This is a genomic window from Pseudomonas shirazensis (assembly GCF_050496565.1).
GTDB lineage: Bacteria > Pseudomonadota > Gammaproteobacteria > Pseudomonadales > Pseudomonadaceae > Aquipseudomonas > Aquipseudomonas shirazensis_A.
Genome location: NZ_JBNWAE010000020.1, coordinates 37,837 through 54,507 on the forward strand (window position 1 = coordinate 37,837; position 16,671 = coordinate 54,507).

Genomic DNA, 16,671 nt, shown 5'->3' on the forward strand with positions numbered 1-16,671 from the left:
TGACTTACAAAAAATCGCATAGGGAGGATCGTGCATAAAGCCCGAATGGCTATATACCACTCAGGGTTTCTGCAATGGGACCCCTACAACGCGCACTTGCCCGGCTCTGAGCGGCCCGGCACCATCACCCCATGACATCCATTACCCTGCCCGACGGCCCCGCCCAGACGCCCGTTACAGCCGACACCGTGCTGCGCTATCACCTGTGCTGGAAACACCGCGACCTCGATGGGGTGATGGCCCTGTATCACCCCGACGTCGAATACCACGATTTCTTCCAGAACCGTGTAATGGGCCATGCCGAGCTGCGCGAGTATGTGCGCGTCTGCCTGCCCCGCGAAGCAGGTGAAGACATCGTTCACAATGACCGCATCAGGGTCGACGGCTGCACAGGCTTTATCCAGTACGAGGTCACGGTGCAGGGCGGCGATGGCCTGACTGCGTTTCACTCCAGTGAGGCGATCACCGTCAAGGACGGCCTGATCTGGCGGGTCAACGAATACGCCACACTGGTCCGTCAAGGCAGCAAGAGCATCAGCAACGGCGGCCTGCGCCCTGCTACCAGCCGGCTGGGCCTGTCGCCGCGTCAGCTGAGCACCATGGCGCAGGACCTGGAACACTACTTCCAGCGCCAGCGGCCCTACCTGGACCCTGAGCTGGACCTGCAGCAAGTGGCCAAAGACAGCGGTTACAGCCGCAATCAGATTTCCTACCTGCTCAATCAGGTGCTCGGCCAGAGCTTCTATCGCTACGTTAACCAGGCGCGCCTGCAGCACCTGCTGGCAGGGCTCGACAGCAGCAGCGTCGGCGCGACCATGGATGCACTGGCATTCGGCGCCGGCTTCAACTCGCTGTCGGCGTTCTATAAAGCGTTCCGCGAACATACCGGGCTGTCGCCCAAGGCCTATGTAAAACAACTTTCCCTGCGTGCACGCACGTAAGACAGCCGCCGCCGGAGCATCCTAGGATCAGCCACAGACCTTACCGATGTGGAGCTGCACCTGATGCAACCCTGGCGCACGATCAGCCTTTGGATGGACCAGCTCGACGAGCCCCTCGACGCCCGCCCGGCCCTGGCCAAGGACCTCGATGTCGACGTGTGCATCATCGGCGCCGGCTACACCGGGCTGTGGACCGCTTACTACCTGAAACAGCAGGCGCCGCAGTTGAGCATCGCCATTGTCGAAGCCAACATCGCCGGCTTCGGTGCATCCGGGCGCAACGGCGGCTGGCTGATGGGCAATCTGCTGGGTGAGGACCGCCTGCTCGCCACCCTGTCGCCGCAGCTGCGCCGCGCCAGCATCGACCTGCTGCACGGCATCCCTGATGAAGTAAACAACGTGCTGCAGCATGAGGGCATCGACTGCGACTATCGCAAAGGCGGCGTGCTGTACTGCGCAGCGCGGTATCCGGAACAGGAGCGCAGCCTGCGCGCCTACCTCGACGACCTTTACCGCCAGGGCATGAACGAAGACGACTACCGCTGGCTGCGTCCCGAGCAACTCGATGCGCAACTGCGCGTCAGCAACCCATACGGGGCGATCTTCAGCCCGCACACCGCCACCATCCAGCCGGCCAAACTGGTGCGCGGCCTGGCCCGAGCGGTCGAGCGCATGGGCGTGACCATCTACGAGAACAGCCCTGCGCTTGATCTGCAGCCTGGCATGCTGCGCACCCCGCATGCCAACGTCCGCGCCCATTGGCTGGTGCCGGCCGTGGAGGGTTACGCAGCCAGCCTGCCGCCGCTAGGCAAACACCAATTGCCGGTGCAGAGCCTGCTGGTCGCCACCGAGCCGTTGCCGGAGTCAACCTGGGAGCAGATCGGCCTGAACCAGGGGCAAGCCTTCAGCGAGAACAGCCGCCAGGTCACCTACGGTCAGCGCACCGCCGACAACCGCCTGGTGTTCGGTGCGCGTGGTGGCTATCGCTTTGGTGGCCGTCTGCGCGAAGACTTCAACCTCAAGGACCACGAGATCGAGCTGCGCCGCTATCTGTTCGGCGAGCTGTTCCCGCAGCTGAAAAACGCCCGTATCACCCATTCCTGGGGCGGCAACCTGGGCATGGCCCGGCGCTTCCGCCCGCACATTCTGTGTGATCGTCAGCGCGGCATCGCCCTCGCTGGCGGCTACGGTGGCGAAGGCGTAGGCGCGACCAACCTGGGCGGGCGCACCCTGGCGGCGCTGATCCTTGGCCAGCACAACCAGCTGACCGCACAGCCCTGGGTACACGACAACTGCCCGCTGACCAGCCTGGCCAGCTGGCCGCCCGAGCCCTGCCGCTGGCTGGGCTACAACGCGATCATCCGCAGCTTTGTCCATGAAGACCGCACCCTCGCCAACCCCGCCAGCGCACCCTGGCGCCGGCGCCTGGCCAGCGGCGTGGCCGACTTCATGGAAGGCTTCATGCACTGACTTGCCCTTTTCTCCACACAGGATTCACTGGTCATGAGCATCACCTAGTTCAAACACACCGACAGCGCCGTACTCGAGGAATCCAACCCGGTCGCCGTGCCGCTTGGTGAGCCGGTCGCGGTGACTTCGGTGACCAGCGTCGAGCGCAGCGATGGCGTCGAAACCGGCATCTGGGAGTGCACCCCAGGGCGCTGGCGCCGGCAGATCGTTCAGCAGGAGTTCTGCCACTTCATCAAGGGCCGCTGCACCTTCACCCCTGACGGTGGCGAGCCGCTACTCATAGAAGCCGGAGACGCACTGATGCTACCGGCCAACAGCACCGGGATCTGGGACATCGAAGAAACCGTGCGCAAGACCTATGTATTGATTTTCTGATCGCTGATCGCCTCTGCCGTCCTTCGATAACAACACACAAAGCAAGGTACCCCGGACATGCGCACGCTTCTAATCGCTCCCCTGATGCTCGCCGCTTGTGTCAGCAACGCCGCCGAGTCGGTAAAGATCTACAACTGGTCGAGCTACATCGCCCCCGACACCCTGAAGAACTTCCAGCAGGCCAGCGGCATCGTGCCGACCTATGACGTGTTCGACAGCAACGAGACCCTCGACGGCAAGTTGATGACCGGCAACTCCGGTTATGACGTGGTGTTCCCGTCGAACCACTTCATGGCCCGGCAGATCCAGGGCAAGGCTCTGAAGAAACTCGACAAGAGCCAGCTGCCCAACTGGCAGAACCTCAACCCGGTGCTGCTCAAGGCGCTGGAGGTCAACGATCCAGGCAACCAGTACGGCTTCCCCTATCTGTGGGGCAGCACCGGCATCGGCTACAACATCGACAAGGTCAAGGCGGTGCTCGGCGAAAACGCCCCGGTCGATTCCTGGGACCTGATCTTCAAGCCCGAGTACATGAGCAAGCTCAAGAGCTGCGGCGTGGCGGTGCTCGACAACGGCCCCGAGCTGCTGCCGATTGCCCTGCACTATCTCGGCCTGCCGCACCACAGCCAGGATCCGAAGGACTACGAGAAAGCCAAAGAGCTGCTGATGAAGGTGCGCCCGTACATCAGCTACTTCCACTCCTCCAAGTACACCGGCGACCTGGCCAACGGCGACGTGTGCGTGGTGGTTGGTTTCTCGGGCGATGTGCTGCAGGCGAAGAACCGCGCCGAAGAAGCCAAGAACGGCGTCAAGGTCGGCTATTCGATCCCCAAGGAAGGTGCACCGATGTGGTTCGACATGGTCGCCATGCCAGCCGATGCGCCCGACGAGAAGCAGGCCTACGCCTACATGAACTACCTGTTGCAGCCTGAGGTGATGGCCAACATCAGCAACCATGTGCAATACGCCAACGGCAACCTCAAGGCCGACACGCTGGTCGACCCTGCGCTCAAGAGCAACACGATGATCTACCCGAGCGACGATGTGATGGGCAAGCTGTACGCACTGGAGGCGATGCCCGCCAAGATCGACCGTATCCGCACTCGTTTGTGGACCAGTATCAAAGCCGGTAACTGATTAGCATTGGGGCCGCAGATGCGGCCCCAATAATCAGATCAGTGATGTTCGCGCGTGGCGCGGAATTTCACGTCTGGCCAGCGCTCTTCCATCAGCGCCAGGTTGACCCGGGTCGGGGCGAGGTAGGTCAGGTGACCGCCGCCATCGACTGCAAGGTTCTCCACAGCCTTGGTCTCGAATTCCTCGAACTTCTTCTTGTCGTCGCAGCTGATCCAGCGCGCCGACCAGACCGTGATCGGCTCGTAGCCGCACTCGACCTTGTACTCTTCCTTCAAGCGGCTGGCGACCACGTCGAACTGCAGCACACCAACCGCACCGAGGATGATGTCGTTGCTGCGCAGCGGGAAGAAGACCTGGGTCGCGCCTTCTTCGGCGAGCTGCTGCAGGCCTTGGCGCAGCTGCTTGGACTTGAGCGGGTCTTTCAGGCGCACGCGGCGGAACAGCTCCGGGGCGAAGTGCGGGATGCCGGTGAAGCCCAGGCTTTCGCCTTCGCTGAAGGTGTCGCCGATCTGGATGGTGCCATGGTTGTGCAGGCCGATGATGTCGCCGGCAAAGGCTTCTTCCAGTTGCTCACGCTCGGAGGAGAAGAAGGTCAGGGCGTCGCCGATGCGCACGTCCTTGCCGGTGCGCACATGGCGCATCTTCATGCCCTTTTCGTACTTGCCCGAGCAGATGCGCATGAAGGCGATGCGGTCGCGGTGTTTCGGGTCCATGTTCGCCTGGATCTTGAACACGAAGCCGGTGAACTTCTCTTCGACCGGCTCGACGGTCCGCTCGTTGGCTACGCGTGCCAGCGGGCGCGGCGCCCAGTCGACTACTGCGTCGAGTACATGGTCGACACCGAAGTTGCCCAGTGCGGTTCCGAAGAACACCGGGGTCAGTTGGCCGTTGAGGAACTCTTCCTGGTTGAACTCGTGGCAGGCGCCCTGCACCAGCTCCAGTTGCTCAAGGAAGCGATCGTACTCGTCACCCAGGTGCGCGCGGGCTTCATCGGAGTCGAGCTTCTCGATGATCTTGACCTCGGTGCGCTCGTGACCATGGCCTGGGGTGTAGACGATGATGTAGTCGCCGGCCAGGTGGTAAACGCCCTTGAAGTCGCGGTAGCAACCGATCGGCCAGGTGATTGGCGCGGCCTTGATCTTGAGTACTGCTTCGATCTCGTCGAGCAGCTCGATCGGGTCGCGGATATCGCGGTCGAGTTTGTTGATGAAGCTGACGATCGGCGTATCACGCAGACGGCAGACGTCCATCAGGGCGATGGTCCGTGGCTCGACGCCTTTACCACCGTCGAGGACCATCAGCGCCGAGTCGACCGCAGTCAGGGTGCGGTAGGTGTCTTCCGAGAAGTCTTCGTGGCCCGGGGTGTCGAGCAGGTTGATCATGTGTTCGCGGTAAGGGAACTGCATGACCGAGGTGGTGATGGAGATGCCGCGTTGCTTCTCCATTTCCATCCAGTCGGAGGTGGCGTGGCGGTCGGACTTGCGCGACTTCACGGTACCGGCGACGGCAATGGCCTTGCCCATCAGCAAGAGCTTCTCGGTGATGGTGGTCTTACCGGCGTCGGGGTGGGAAATGATTGCGAAAGTGCGGCGCTTCGCGACTTCGGCGGCCTGGTTGGTCATGGGAAATCGCCTGACTGGAGATCGAAAAAAGGGCGCAGATTATACCCGAAACCGTCTGCAGACCCAAACAACGCCGCCGCGCTCTGCTCAATGGCAAAGCTTGCCGGCAGCAGCCGGGTTAGCGGAATTTTTTTGGGCTGTTCAGAAGAATATCGATAATGCCGGCAAAGGTAGTTATTTCAACGCCTGCGAGCTGTAAACGCGCTGTTTTATCGCGCCTAAATCCAGCCTAGCCAGTGATTAACGCTGGCCAAATGCCGCCGCAGATGGGAACCTTTGCGCCCCCGGAGACGTCCACCCCCTGCTGACCATTGCAGTTTGGGGCTGGTAATACCTGCATTTTCGAGCCCGACGGGGCTTGGCTCATGGCATGTCCGCGCAGCTTTGCTGAGCGCCACGCTGCTACTCGCGATCACTCTGCCCGCCGCCTGCACTGGCCGCGCTGCGCAGCACTGTTCGCCGACGACAAGAAAAGGAGTCCACCTGTGGCTAGACGCTACGGAAAAGGGCTGATGGGATGGGCCACCGCGCTTGTCATCCTGGCCCTGCTGATCCACTGGATCAGCCTCGATACGATCGCGCGTTATCGCGACGATCTGTGGTTTTACCTGCAAGCGCACCTGATGCTGGTGCTGGCTTCGATGGCGGCGGCATTGGCCGTGGGCATCCCCGCCGGGATTGCCTTGAGTCGACCGCACCGGGTCGACCAAGCCGAGCGCTTCATGCAGTTCTTCAACGTAGGCAACACCATCCCTCCCCTGGCCGTACTGGCCATCGCCCTGAGCTTTCTGGGCATTGGCGCAGGCCCGGCGATCTTCGCGCTGTTTCTCGCCTCCCTGCTGCCCATCGTGCGCAACACCTACGAAGGCCTGAAAAACGTTCCCGCCTCACTCAAGGAAGCCGCTACCGGCATCGGCATGACCCCGCGCCAGCAACTCTGGCAGGTCGAACTGCCCAATGCCGTGCCGATCATTGTCGGCGGCGTGCGGGTTGCTCTGGCGCTGAATGTCGGCACCGCGCCGCTGGCGTTTCTGATCGGCGCCAACAGCCTTGGCAGCCTGATTTTCCCGGCCATTGCCTTGAACAATCAGCCACAGCTACTGCTCGGCGCGGCCTGCACGGCGGCGTTGGCGTTGTTGCTGGATGTGCTGGTGAGTTTCTCCAGCAAGCGCTGGCTGGAACGCGGCCTGGCCCAATAAGTAGAGGGAACCCATGAGAAAAACCATCGCCTTGTTGCTTGGCGCGGGCCTGCTGTTGGCAGGATTTGCCCAAGCGGCGGAAAAACCACTGATTCGCATCGGTGCCCGGGTGTTCACCGAGCAGACGGTACTCGCCGAAATCACCGCGCAATACCTGCGCGCCAATGGCTTTGCCGTGCGCGTGACCGGCGGCCTGGGCAGCAGCCTGGCACGCCAGGCGCAGGAGACCGGCCAGCTCGATTTGATGTGGGAGTACACCGGTGTATCGCTGGTCTCGTACAACCATATCGACGAGCGCATGCCCAGTGCCGAAGCGACCTACGCCAAGGTCAAACAGCTCGACGCGAAAAAGGACCTGATCTGGCTGCCCCCATCGAAGTTCAGCAATACCTACGCCCTGGCCCTGCCCAGCAAGGTCGCCGCAGAGTACCCGCAGGTGCGCAACATCAGCCAGCTCAATCAGGTGCTGCGTGATGAGCACAAGCGCAAGCATCTGGTCGCGCTGGACACCGAGTTCGCCAACCGCCCGGATGGCCTGGTGGGCCTCAAGGAGCTGTACGACTTGCAGGTTGGCCGCGCCAACATCCGCCAGATGGATGCCGGCCTGGTCTATACCGCGCTGCGCAACGATCAGGTGTTCGCCGGCCTGGTGTACACCACCGATGGCCGCCTCAACGCGTTCAACCTGACCTTGCTGGAAGATGACAAGCACTACTTCCCCGACTACACCGCAGCTCCGGTGGTGCGTAAAGCGGTGCTCGACGCCAACCCGCAACTGGCCACCCTGCTCAAGCCGCTGGCCGAGCAACTGGACGACGAGACCATGCGCCAGCTCAATGCCAAGGTCGACGTCGAACACCAGAGCCCGTCGGTGGTTGCCGCTGCGTTCCTGCGTGAGCATCCGCTGCCCGGCACTGCCGACAAAGAGGTACAGCCATGAGCCTGTTCGATACCTTTGCCCACCTCGACTGGGCGCTGGTGCTGCAACTGACCTGGCAGCACATCACCCTGGTCGGCATCGCAGTCAGCCTGGCGATTGTCTTTGGCGTGCCGCTGGGCATTCTGATGACCCGCTTCCCGGTTTTGGCCGGGCCGCTGCAGGCCAGCGCCACGGTGCTGCTGACCATTCCCTCGATTGCCTTGTTTGGTCTGCTGCTGCCGTTCTACTCCAAGTTCGGCCAGGGCCTGGGCCCATTGCCAGCAATCACTGCAGTGTTCCTTTATTCACTGCTGCCAATCCTGCGCAACACCTACCTGGCCCTGACCAACGTCGAACCGGGCATCCGTGAAGCCGCCCGCGGTATCGGCATGACCTTCGGCCAGCGCCTGCGCATGGTCGAGCTGCCGATCGCCGTGCCGGTGATCCTCGCCGGGGTGCGTACCGCCGTGGTGATGAACATCGGCGTGATGACCATCGCCGCGACCATCGGCGCCGGTGGCCTGGGTGTACTTATTCTGACTTCCATCAGCCGCAGCGACATGTCGATGCTGCTGGTCGGCGCGGTGCTGGTAAGCCTGCTGGCGATCATCGCCGACCTGCTCCTGCAAGCCCTGCAACGTGCCCTGACTCCACGAGGACTGCGCTCATGATCGAATTGAAGAACCTCAGCAAGACCTTCCATGCCAACGGCAAGGACGTCAAAGCCGTCGACTCGGTCAACCTGACCGTCAACGAAGGCGAAATCTGCGTGTTCCTCGGCCCGTCGGGCTGCGGCAAGAGCACCACCTTGAAGATGATCAACCGCCTGATCACGCCGACTTCGGGCCAGGTATTCATCAATGGCGAAGACACCACTGGGCTCGACGAAGTCAGCCTGCGCCGCAGTATCGGCTATGTGATCCAGCAGATCGGTCTGTTCCCGAACATGACCATCGAAGAGAACATCACCGTGGTGCCGCGCCTGCTCGGCTGGGACAAGCAGCGCTGCCATGACCGCGCGCGCGAGCTGATGAGCATGATCAAGCTTGAGCCCAAGCAGTACCTGCAGCGTTACCCGCGCGAGTTGTCCGGTGGCCAGCAACAGCGCATCGGCGTGATCCGCGCACTGGCCGCCGACGCCCCGGTGCTGCTGATGGACGAACCGTTCGGTGCGGTTGACCCGATCAACCGCGAGATGATCCAGAACGAGTTCTTCGAGATGCAGCGGGCGCTTAACAAGACTGTGATCATGGTCAGCCACGACATCGACGAAGCGATCAAGCTGGGTGACAAGATCGCCATCTTCCGCGCCGGCAAGCTGCTCCAGCTGGATCACCCGGATACCCTGCTGGCGCACCCGGTGGACGACTTCGTCAGCAACTTCGTCGGCCAGGACAGCACCCTCAAGCGCCTGCTGCTGGTCCGCGCAGAAGATGCGGCCGACAACGCGCCGTCGGTCAGCCCGGACACACCCGTGGCCGATGCGCTGGAGCTGCTCGACGAGCACGACCGCCGCTATGTAGTGGTGACCGACGCAGCGAACAAAGCGCTGGGTTATGTGCGCCGCCGTGACATGCACCGGCAGCAGGGCGCGTGTGCTGACTTCCTGCGCCAGTTCAACGCCACCGCATCGCACGATGAGCATCTGCGCATCCTGTTGTCGCGGATGTACGAGTTCAACCGGGCGTGGTTGCCGGTGCTGGATGCCGAACAGGTGTTCCTTGGCGAGGTGACCCAGGAGTCGATCGCGGCCTACCTGAGTTCGGGGCGCTCTCGCGGAGCCAAGACCAGCATCGTCTCGCCGGCCGAGACGGTGGCCTCCTGAATGACCGGGGGCGTCTGTGATCGGGCGCCCCCGCTGTGGTAACAAAAAATTTATGCTTTTTTTGGCCACTCGCAGGCGCTGACTGTGTGGCCATAAATGTGGACACTCCCCGCCTCGACGTTTGATCCAGCGAACCACTGACCAACGGTCTACAGAGCTTACTTGCGGGTTCTTGCAGTGAAATATCACCGACCTGCAATGAACACAGCTTTTCAGGGGTTCGCAGCCAGATCCCCGCCTATTCCACAATTATTTACGTTTGCGCCAGCTCAGGAACATCTGTCGGTAATACGAGTCGGTTATTCCAGTAACTGCTCGTCGATCCGCGACGAACAGGTGGGGATTGCCTGTTGATCTTGCCTGGTTCACGCCCTAAAGTGCGCGCCGAACGTCCATGCTGGAAACGATCCATCCGGCTCAAGTACTGACGACGAGACAGCAGGCGCAACCATGCGGTTGGCCTTTTTGCTTTCGGCGACATGCCTTGGGAAGTAGGCGAACCAAAGTGGGGATACGGAGGGCGTTCAGTTTGCAGCCACTTTCTTTTTCAGTTTGCCCATGGAGTCCTTGAGCATGTCGATCCAAGTCGAAGATTATTTCGCACGTGACACCTTCCAGAAGATGAAGGCGTTCGCCGACAAGCAGGAAACCCCGTTTGTGGTCATCGATACACAGATGATCAGCAAGGCCTATGACGACCTGCGCGCCGGTTTCGAGTTCGCCAAGGTCTACTACGCAGTCAAGGCCAACCCGGCGGTCGAAATCATCGACCTGCTCAAGGACAAAGGCTCGAACTTCGACATCGCTTCGATCTACGAGCTGGACAAGGTCATGAACCAGGGCGTCAGCCCGGACCGCATCAGCTACGGCAACACCATCAAGAAGTCCAAGGACATCCGCTACTTCTTCGACAAGGGCGTGCGCCTGTACGCGACCGACTCCGAAGCCGACCTGCGCAACATCGCCAAGGCCGCGCCGGGTTCCAAGGTCTACGTGCGCATTCTCACCGAAGGCTCGACCACTGCCGACTGGCCGCTGTCGCGCAAGTTCGGCTGCCAGACCGACATGGCCATGGACCTGCTGATCCTCGCCCGTGACCTGGGCCTGGTGCCTTACGGCATCTCCTTCCATGTCGGCTCGCAACAGCGCGATATCAGCGTCTGGGACGCGGCCATCGCCAAGGTCAAAGTGATCTTCGAGCGTTTGAAGGAAGAGGACGGCATCGTTCTCAAGCTGATCAACATGGGTGGCGGCTTCCCGGCCAACTACATCACCCGGACCAACAGCCTGGAAACCTACGCTGAAGAAATCATCCGCTTCCTCAAGGAAGATTTCGGCGACGACCTGCCGGAAATCATCCTCGAGCCGGGCCGTTCGCTGATTGCCAACGCCGGTATCCTGGTCAGCGAAGTGGTGCTGGTAGCGCGCAAGTCGCGTACCGCTGTCGAGCGCTGGGTGTACACCGACGTGGGCAAGTTCTCCGGCCTGATCGAAACCATGGACGAGTCGATCAAGTTCCCGATCTGGACCGAGAAGAAAGGCGAGATGGAAGAAGTGGTGATTGCAGGGCCAACCTGCGACAGCGCCGACATCATGTACGAGCAGTACAAGTATGGCCTGCCGCTGAACCTGGCCATTGGTGACCGCCTGTACTGGCTGTCGACCGGTGCCTACACCACCAGCTACAGCGCGGTGGAATTCAACGGTTTCCCACCGCTGAAAGCCTACTACCTGTAATAAAAAAGCGCGGGGGCAGCCAACTGCCTCCCGCGCCTACGCTTGCCGAGCATTGCCATCAGTAGTAATCGATGTCGCTGACTTTACCCAGCATGAAACTTGAACCGGAGCCCTCACCGGTCAGGCGCAAGTACATGAAGTTGTCCAGGCGTTCAACCTTCACCCATTTGTCATAGCCCAGATTCCTGATCTGAAACACCCGCCGCGGCTGGCCATCGTGGTCGCCCATGACACCGGTATTGATGCACTCCCACGCGGCACCTTCACTGAAGTCGTATGGATCTCTCCACAAGTCATTTTCCAGATGGATGTCGCCATCGTCGGTGGCGTAGAACACGTCGTCCAGATAGCCGAGATAGTCAATAGCGCATGTCATACGTACGGACATCTTTTCTGACGAATAACTCTCGATATGAAACTTGAGCTTCAGACGCACCGTCTCCCAAGCTTGGTTTGGGTTCTTGCTGGTGACTAAACGACCGGTGTAGCCCGGTAGAAAGCTCGGGCTGGCGGTGATCAAGCGCACCGGTACTACGCTGTCTGCAACATGATAAAGCTCGGATATACATTCCTTTGGAATTTGTGTTTTAGGCATGCCTGCGCTTCTCTTGATTGGAACCGGGGTGGCTCGCGAGCAGCCTACGAAAACACTCTGCAGCCTTGAATCTCGATAGATTTCCCCTCGACACAGCGTTGCGCGGGGCGTTAATGGGGGTGATCGCGATCTGCGCAGAATGGGTTATTGGCGGCAGCAATGAGGGCTGGCGCGTCGATGTTCCAGCCGCGCCAGCTCGGGTTGGGTCTGTGCTCAGGCGTCACTCAGTTCGGTGGGGCATCCAGCTCCTCGATCAGGAACACTGAAGGTCGAGCCACCGTTGGCTCGAAGTAGCGCAGCAGGTTACTGTTGCGCGGCTCGTACACGTTGACCCACTTCGGCGTCGGGGTCTGCGACAGCCACAGCTCCGACCAGCTCGTGTTGGGGACAGGGCCGGTTTTTTTTCCGACATAGTCCATCTGGCTTGCACTGACGAAACGGCTGTCCAGCGTCTGAATCTGCACCTGATGCAGATTGGGGTTGCCGTCCGTTTCGATATCATCACGCAGCAGGCGCCACGCAGGCCCGGGCACACCCATTTCCTCACGCGCAGCCCGCACGACACCGGAGCCCTGCTCGGTAAGCTGACGGCCGGAGGCTGTCCTGAACTCGAAAGCCACATCGCCGCCAATCGCCGGGTGATGCAGCATGCCGATGGTGAAGCGCTCCGGCGGTTGATCGCCACGCACCTGCAGTTCACCGTCGCGGTTGAGGCTGATGGGGTAACGCTCGCCGTCGCGCAGCAGGTACAACCTGCCATATTTTTTTAGAAGGTAGTCCTTGGCCATGATGCTGTCCTCGCCATAAAGAGCCGGATTGGCTCGCGAGCAGCCTAGGCGCAGCAGCAACGTCAATGGAGCGTGACAGACTTCCTGCGGAGCAACGCCTTCAAGCGCGGCGGATGGCCTCGGCGTAATCGTCGGCGTAGGTCGACAGAGATGGACCGGCGCTTCTCAGGGTAGCCAGTGCGCTGTGCAAGAAGGCCAGATTGCCCTCGCGCCGGGCACGCTCGAGCCAAGGGTGCGCGGCATCGAACTGGCCCCGTTCGGCCAGCACCATGGCCAGGCTGAACATGCCGCGAAAATCCCCACCCTCGGCCGAGCGCCGATACCAGCGCAACGCCCGCGCCGGGCTGGCAGGGCCGGCGATGCCCTGCTCCAGATAACGCCCATAGAGGTTCATCGATTTGGCATGGCCCAGATGTGCAGCTTTCTCGTAGCAGGCCAGCGCCAGCTTCTGGTCAAGCTCGACACCGCGCCCGGTGGCCAGCAGGTTGCCCAGGTTGTACCAGCCCCAGTCCAGCCCCAGCGCGGCTGCGCGCTGGTACTGCACTGCTGCGCCAGGCAGGTCGGCCGGCCCGCCCCAGGCGTGCTCCAGGCAGCGCCCGAGCATATTGTGCGCCATGCTGCTGCCGGCGCGGGTGGCAATGCTGAACCATCGTCGCGCCAGCTGCGGATCACGCTCGATACCGCGGCCATCCAGCAGAATCTGGCCAAGCAGCAACTGCGCCTCACTCACGCCCTGCCCGGCTGCTGCCAGAATCGCTTGAGCGGCCTTGCCGGGGCTGGCTTCGAGCATGGCTCGCAGCGCTGTGACATCCACGATCTCATCGCGGCGCAACGGATAGGACATGTTCAGACCTCTGCCCAGCGCCGCAGCAAGTTGTGATAGGTGCCGGTCAGTTGCAGCAGTGACGGGTGATCGGGCAGGTCAGCGCTGAGCTGCTGAATGGCATTGTCCATCTCGAACAGCAGTGCCCGCTGGCTGTCTTCGCGGACCAGGCTTTGGGTCCAGAAGAACGCCGCATAGCGCTCACCGCGAGTGACCGGGTTGACCTTGTGCAGGCTGGTGCCGGGGTACAGCACCATGTCACCTGCGGCCAGCTTGATCTGCTGCGTGCCATAGGTGTCCTGAATCACCAGTTCGCCGCCGTCATAGCTCTCCAGATCGCTGAGAAACAGCGTCGCCGACAGGTCGGTACGTACTCGCTCGGCACTGCCCTTGGGCTGGCGCAGGGCATTGTCGATGTGAAAGTCGAAGTTGCCGCCCTCGCGATAGCAGTTAATCAACGGCGGGAACACCTTGTGCGGCAAGGCCGCTGACATGAACTGCGGGGTCTGCCAGAGACGCTCGATGAGGGCGCTGCCGATTTCCTTGGCCAGTGGATGCGCCTCGGGCAACTGCAGGTTGTGTTTAGCCTTGGCCGATTGGTGGCCTGCGGTGATCTTGCCATCGGCCCAATCTGCTTGCGCCAGCGCCTGACGAATCCGCAAGAGTTCATCGGGGGCGAACAGATTGGGAATGTGCAGCAGCATGGATATGGACCAGGTCGGGACTAGGGGGCAATGATATTGATTCCCTTTTACTCACGGCAAGCCCTTTCGCCAGACCCTTCGCAATAAACCTGAGGAAATGAAGGGGCAAATTGTAAAGAATGTAAATTTGTATCGAATGGTAATATTTCTCAATTGTTACTTACAATTGCTTACATTACTCTTCGCGGCCTTCACACCTTGGGGAAGGTCATAAACAAATGCGCCACGTGCCGTCTGCCGTAAGTTCACCACGCCTGCTTGTCTCAGCTATTGGCGTTGCCATCAGTGCTTCGTCCGCCTATGCCGCAGACCCGGCCGCCATCACGCTTGACGCGACCAGCGTCAACGGCAAGGCAGAACAGGCTGCAACCGAGTACAAAGTCGATAAAGCCTCGTCGCCCAAGTACACCGCGCCTCTGGTGGACACGCCACGCTCGGTAACCGTGATCCCGCAGCAGGTGATCAAGGAAACCAACGCGCTGAGCTTGCAAGACGCCCTGCGCACCGTCCCGGGGATTACCTTCGGTGCCGGCGAAGGCGGCAACCCCCAAGGCGACCGGCCGTTCATCCGCGGCTTCGATGCCCAGGGTGATACCTACCTGGACGGCGTGCGCGACACTGGCGCGCAAACCCGGGAAATCTTCGCTGTTGAATCGGTGGAAGTGGCCAAAGGGCCGAACTCGGCAGTTGGCGGGCGTGGCGCCGCCGGCGGCACCATCAACCTGGTGAGCAAGCGCGCGCACCTGGGCAACTCGCTGGACGGTGCCTGGACCTGGGGCAGTGACCAGACCCAGCGCTATACCCTGGATGGCAACTACCAGTTCAGCGACAGCGTTGCCGGGCGCCTCAACCTGATGACCCACGAGAGCAACGTCGCCGGCCGCGACAAGGTCAATTACGACCGTTGGGGGATCGCCCCGTCGCTGGCGTTCGGCCTGGGCACTCCAACCCGGGTCAACCTGGACTACTACCATCTGGAAAGCGACGACCTGCCGGACTCGGGGATCCCCTATTCGATCCCGACCGCGGGCAGCAACGCGCGCACCTCGGCTCACCCGAGCAAACCGGATGACGGTGGCGACAGCGACAACTTCTACGGCCTGACCGGGCGTGATTTTCGCAAGAGCCGGGTCGATATCGCCACCTTCGCGATCGAGCATGACCTGACCGACGCGCTGACCATCAAGAACACCCTGCGTCACGGCAACAGCATGCAGGACTACATCCTCACCCAGCCGGACGACAGCAAAGGCAACGTCAACAACGGCAGCGTCTGGCGCCGCGCCAACACCCGCGTGGGCAATACCGCGACCACCACCAACCAAACCGATCTGTTTGGTGAGTTCTACCTGGGCGGCATGAAGAACAGCTTCTCCACCGGCATTGAACTGAGCCGGGAAGAAAGCCAGCGTTCGTCTTACGACGTCAATACCAACACCCGCGGCGCAACGACATCTACCTGCACCCCAGGCCTGATCGGCGCCAACAGCGGCTACAACTGCACGTCACTGAGCAATCCCAACCCGGACGATCCGTGGAACGGCGCTATCTCCCGCAACTACGCTGGCACCGACACCAAGAGCAACACCCGCGCGCTGTATGTGTTCGACACCCTTGAGCTGACCCCACAGTGGCTGCTCAACATGGGCCTGCGCTATGACCACTTCGATACCCAGTACCGCGGTTACACCGCCTCTGGTGCTACCGCAGTGAGCAGCAAGGGTGTTGCATCCAAAGGCAAGGACACCAGCGAGTTCATCACTGGCCAGTTGGGCCTGGTGTGGAAGCCCGCCGAGAACGGCAGCATCTACGTTTCCTACGCCACCTCGGCGACCCCACCCGGCGCACACTTGGGCGAAGGCTCCGAAGGCAACCCGCTGGGCAACACCACCGATCGCGCCGGCAACCTGCTGGCCAGTGACATGGAGCCGGAAGAAACCACCAACTACGAACTCGGCACCAAGTGGGACCTGCTCGACGAGCGCCTGTCGCTGACCGCCGCAGTGTTCCGCACTGAAAAGGAAAACGCCCGCGTTCAGGTCAACACCACCACCTACGAAAACGTCGGCGAGACCCGCGTGCAGGGCGTCGAACTGTCGGCCAGTGGCAAGCTCACCGACAAATGGCAGGTGTTCGCCGGTTACACCTACATGCAGGCCCGCCAGATCGACGGCGGCGCGCTGGGTGCGGTCAACGACGGTAATCAATTGCCGAATACGCCGAACAACAGTGCCAGCCTCTGGACCACCTACGCTCTTACGCCAAAGCTGACGGTGGGTGGCGGCGCCTTCTACATGGATGATGTGTACGGCAATGTCGCCAATACCACCATGGTCGACAGTTATGTGCGCTATGACGCGATGGCTGCGTACAAGCTGAGCAAGAACGTCGATCTGCAGTTGAACGTACAAAACCTCACCAACGAGGTGTACTACGACAAGGCGTTTTCTACTCACTTCGCCAACCAGGCAGCCGGACGTACAGCGTTGCTGACCACCAGCTTCCATTTCTGACGCAACAATCGCCAAGCCCCGTT

At 61.3% G+C, this 16,671-nt stretch carries 15 protein-coding genes and 1 pseudogene; 11 read left to right on the plus strand and 5 right to left on the minus strand.

The window, feature by feature from the left end:
* The first annotated feature begins 131 nt into the window (after positions 1 to 131).
* From ACQZ2L_RS22420 to ACQZ2L_RS22435, 4 genes and pseudogenes are all read left to right on the plus strand, one after another.
* Positions 132 to 941, plus strand: coding sequence for a helix-turn-helix domain-containing protein (locus ACQZ2L_RS22420; protein WP_430327908.1), 810 nt, complete (start codon positions 132 to 134; stop codon positions 939 to 941).
* Between the two features lie 63 nt (positions 942 to 1,004).
* Positions 1,005 to 2,411 (plus strand): NAD(P)/FAD-dependent oxidoreductase, encoded by a 1,407-nt coding sequence (locus ACQZ2L_RS22425; RefSeq protein WP_430327909.1) that lies wholly within the window; start codon positions 1,005 to 1,007, stop codon positions 2,409 to 2,411.
* 81 nt (positions 2,412 to 2,492) lie between these two features.
* A pseudogene (locus ACQZ2L_RS22430) lies at positions 2,493 to 2,786 on the plus strand (cupin domain-containing protein); the annotation flags it as partial.
* Positions 2,787 to 2,843: 57 nt separating this feature from the next.
* The gene (locus tag ACQZ2L_RS22435; RefSeq protein ID WP_430327910.1) at positions 2,844 to 3,923 is read left to right on the plus strand and encodes a polyamine ABC transporter substrate-binding protein; all 1,080 of its coding nucleotides are present in this window, start codon (positions 2,844 to 2,846) and stop codon (positions 3,921 to 3,923) included.
* A gap of 38 nt (positions 3,924 to 3,961) precedes the next feature.
* Here the strand turns inward: ACQZ2L_RS22435 and ACQZ2L_RS22440 are convergent, their stop codons facing one another.
* Positions 3,962 to 5,545, minus strand: coding sequence for a peptide chain release factor 3 (locus ACQZ2L_RS22440; protein ID WP_101316735.1), 1,584 nt, complete (start codon positions 5,543 to 5,545; stop codon positions 3,962 to 3,964).
* On the opposite strand from ACQZ2L_RS22440, the gene ACQZ2L_RS22445 reads away from it, so the two are divergent.
* From ACQZ2L_RS22445 to ACQZ2L_RS22470, 6 genes are all read left to right on the plus strand, one after another.
* On the plus strand, positions 5,544 to 5,744 hold the full coding sequence (locus ACQZ2L_RS22445) for a hypothetical protein (protein ID WP_430327911.1): 201 nt from the start codon (positions 5,544 to 5,546) through the stop codon (positions 5,742 to 5,744). The genes ACQZ2L_RS22440 and ACQZ2L_RS22445 overlap by 2 nt on opposite strands.
* Positions 5,745 to 6,057: 313 nt before the next feature.
* Positions 6,058 to 6,744, plus strand: a complete 687-nt coding sequence (locus tag ACQZ2L_RS22450; RefSeq protein ID WP_430327912.1) for an ABC transporter permease — start codon at positions 6,058 to 6,060, stop codon at positions 6,742 to 6,744.
* Positions 6,745 to 6,757: 13 nt separating this feature from the next.
* On the plus strand, positions 6,758 to 7,684 hold the full coding sequence (locus ACQZ2L_RS22455) for a glycine betaine ABC transporter substrate-binding protein (protein WP_430327913.1): 927 nt from the start codon (positions 6,758 to 6,760) through the stop codon (positions 7,682 to 7,684).
* Positions 7,681 to 8,334: an ABC transporter permease gene (locus ACQZ2L_RS22460; RefSeq protein ID WP_430327914.1), complete on the plus strand. Its 654-nt coding sequence runs from the start codon at positions 7,681 to 7,683 to the stop codon at positions 8,332 to 8,334. Before ACQZ2L_RS22455 ends, ACQZ2L_RS22460 begins: the two co-directional genes overlap by 4 nt.
* Positions 8,331 to 9,488, plus strand: a complete 1,158-nt coding sequence (locus ACQZ2L_RS22465; RefSeq protein WP_430327915.1) for a betaine/proline/choline family ABC transporter ATP-binding protein — start codon at positions 8,331 to 8,333, stop codon at positions 9,486 to 9,488. The genes ACQZ2L_RS22460 and ACQZ2L_RS22465 overlap by 4 nt, the downstream gene beginning before the upstream one ends.
* Before the next feature lie 573 nt (positions 9,489 to 10,061).
* A complete protein-coding gene (locus ACQZ2L_RS22470) occupies positions 10,062 to 11,225 on the plus strand; it encodes a type III PLP-dependent enzyme (RefSeq protein ID WP_430327916.1) in 1,164 nt (387 codons plus the stop codon).
* 58 nt (positions 11,226 to 11,283) lie between these two features.
* On the opposite strand, the gene ACQZ2L_RS22475 is transcribed toward ACQZ2L_RS22470, so the two are convergent.
* The 4 genes from ACQZ2L_RS22475 to ACQZ2L_RS22490 all read right to left on the minus strand — a co-directional run bounded on the left by ACQZ2L_RS22475 (position 11,284) and on the right by ACQZ2L_RS22490 (position 14,135).
* Positions 11,284 to 11,820 (minus strand): hypothetical protein, encoded by a 537-nt coding sequence (locus ACQZ2L_RS22475; RefSeq protein ID WP_430327917.1) that lies wholly within the window; start codon positions 11,818 to 11,820, stop codon positions 11,284 to 11,286.
* 224 nt (positions 11,821 to 12,044) lie between these two features.
* Complete coding sequence (locus ACQZ2L_RS22480; protein ID WP_430327918.1) at positions 12,045 to 12,608, minus strand: hypothetical protein; 564 nt, start codon at positions 12,606 to 12,608, stop codon at positions 12,045 to 12,047.
* A 100-nt stretch (positions 12,609 to 12,708) separates the two neighbouring features.
* Positions 12,709 to 13,452 carry a tetratricopeptide repeat protein gene (locus tag ACQZ2L_RS22485; protein WP_430327919.1) on the minus strand — a complete coding sequence of 248 codons (744 nt, stop codon included), beginning with the start codon at positions 13,450 to 13,452 and terminating at the stop codon, positions 12,709 to 12,711.
* 2 nt (positions 13,453 to 13,454) lie between these two features.
* The gene (locus tag ACQZ2L_RS22490) at positions 13,455 to 14,135 is read right to left on the minus strand and encodes a Fe2+-dependent dioxygenase (RefSeq protein ID WP_430327920.1); all 681 of its coding nucleotides are present in this window, start codon (positions 14,133 to 14,135) and stop codon (positions 13,455 to 13,457) included.
* A gap of 218 nt (positions 14,136 to 14,353) precedes the next feature.
* Here ACQZ2L_RS22490 and ACQZ2L_RS22495 point away from each other — a divergent pair, with 218 nt between their 5' ends.
* The gene (locus ACQZ2L_RS22495; protein ID WP_430327921.1) at positions 14,354 to 16,648 is read left to right on the plus strand and encodes a TonB-dependent receptor; all 2,295 of its coding nucleotides are present in this window, start codon (positions 14,354 to 14,356) and stop codon (positions 16,646 to 16,648) included.
* Positions 16,649 to 16,671 lie beyond the last annotated feature (23 nt).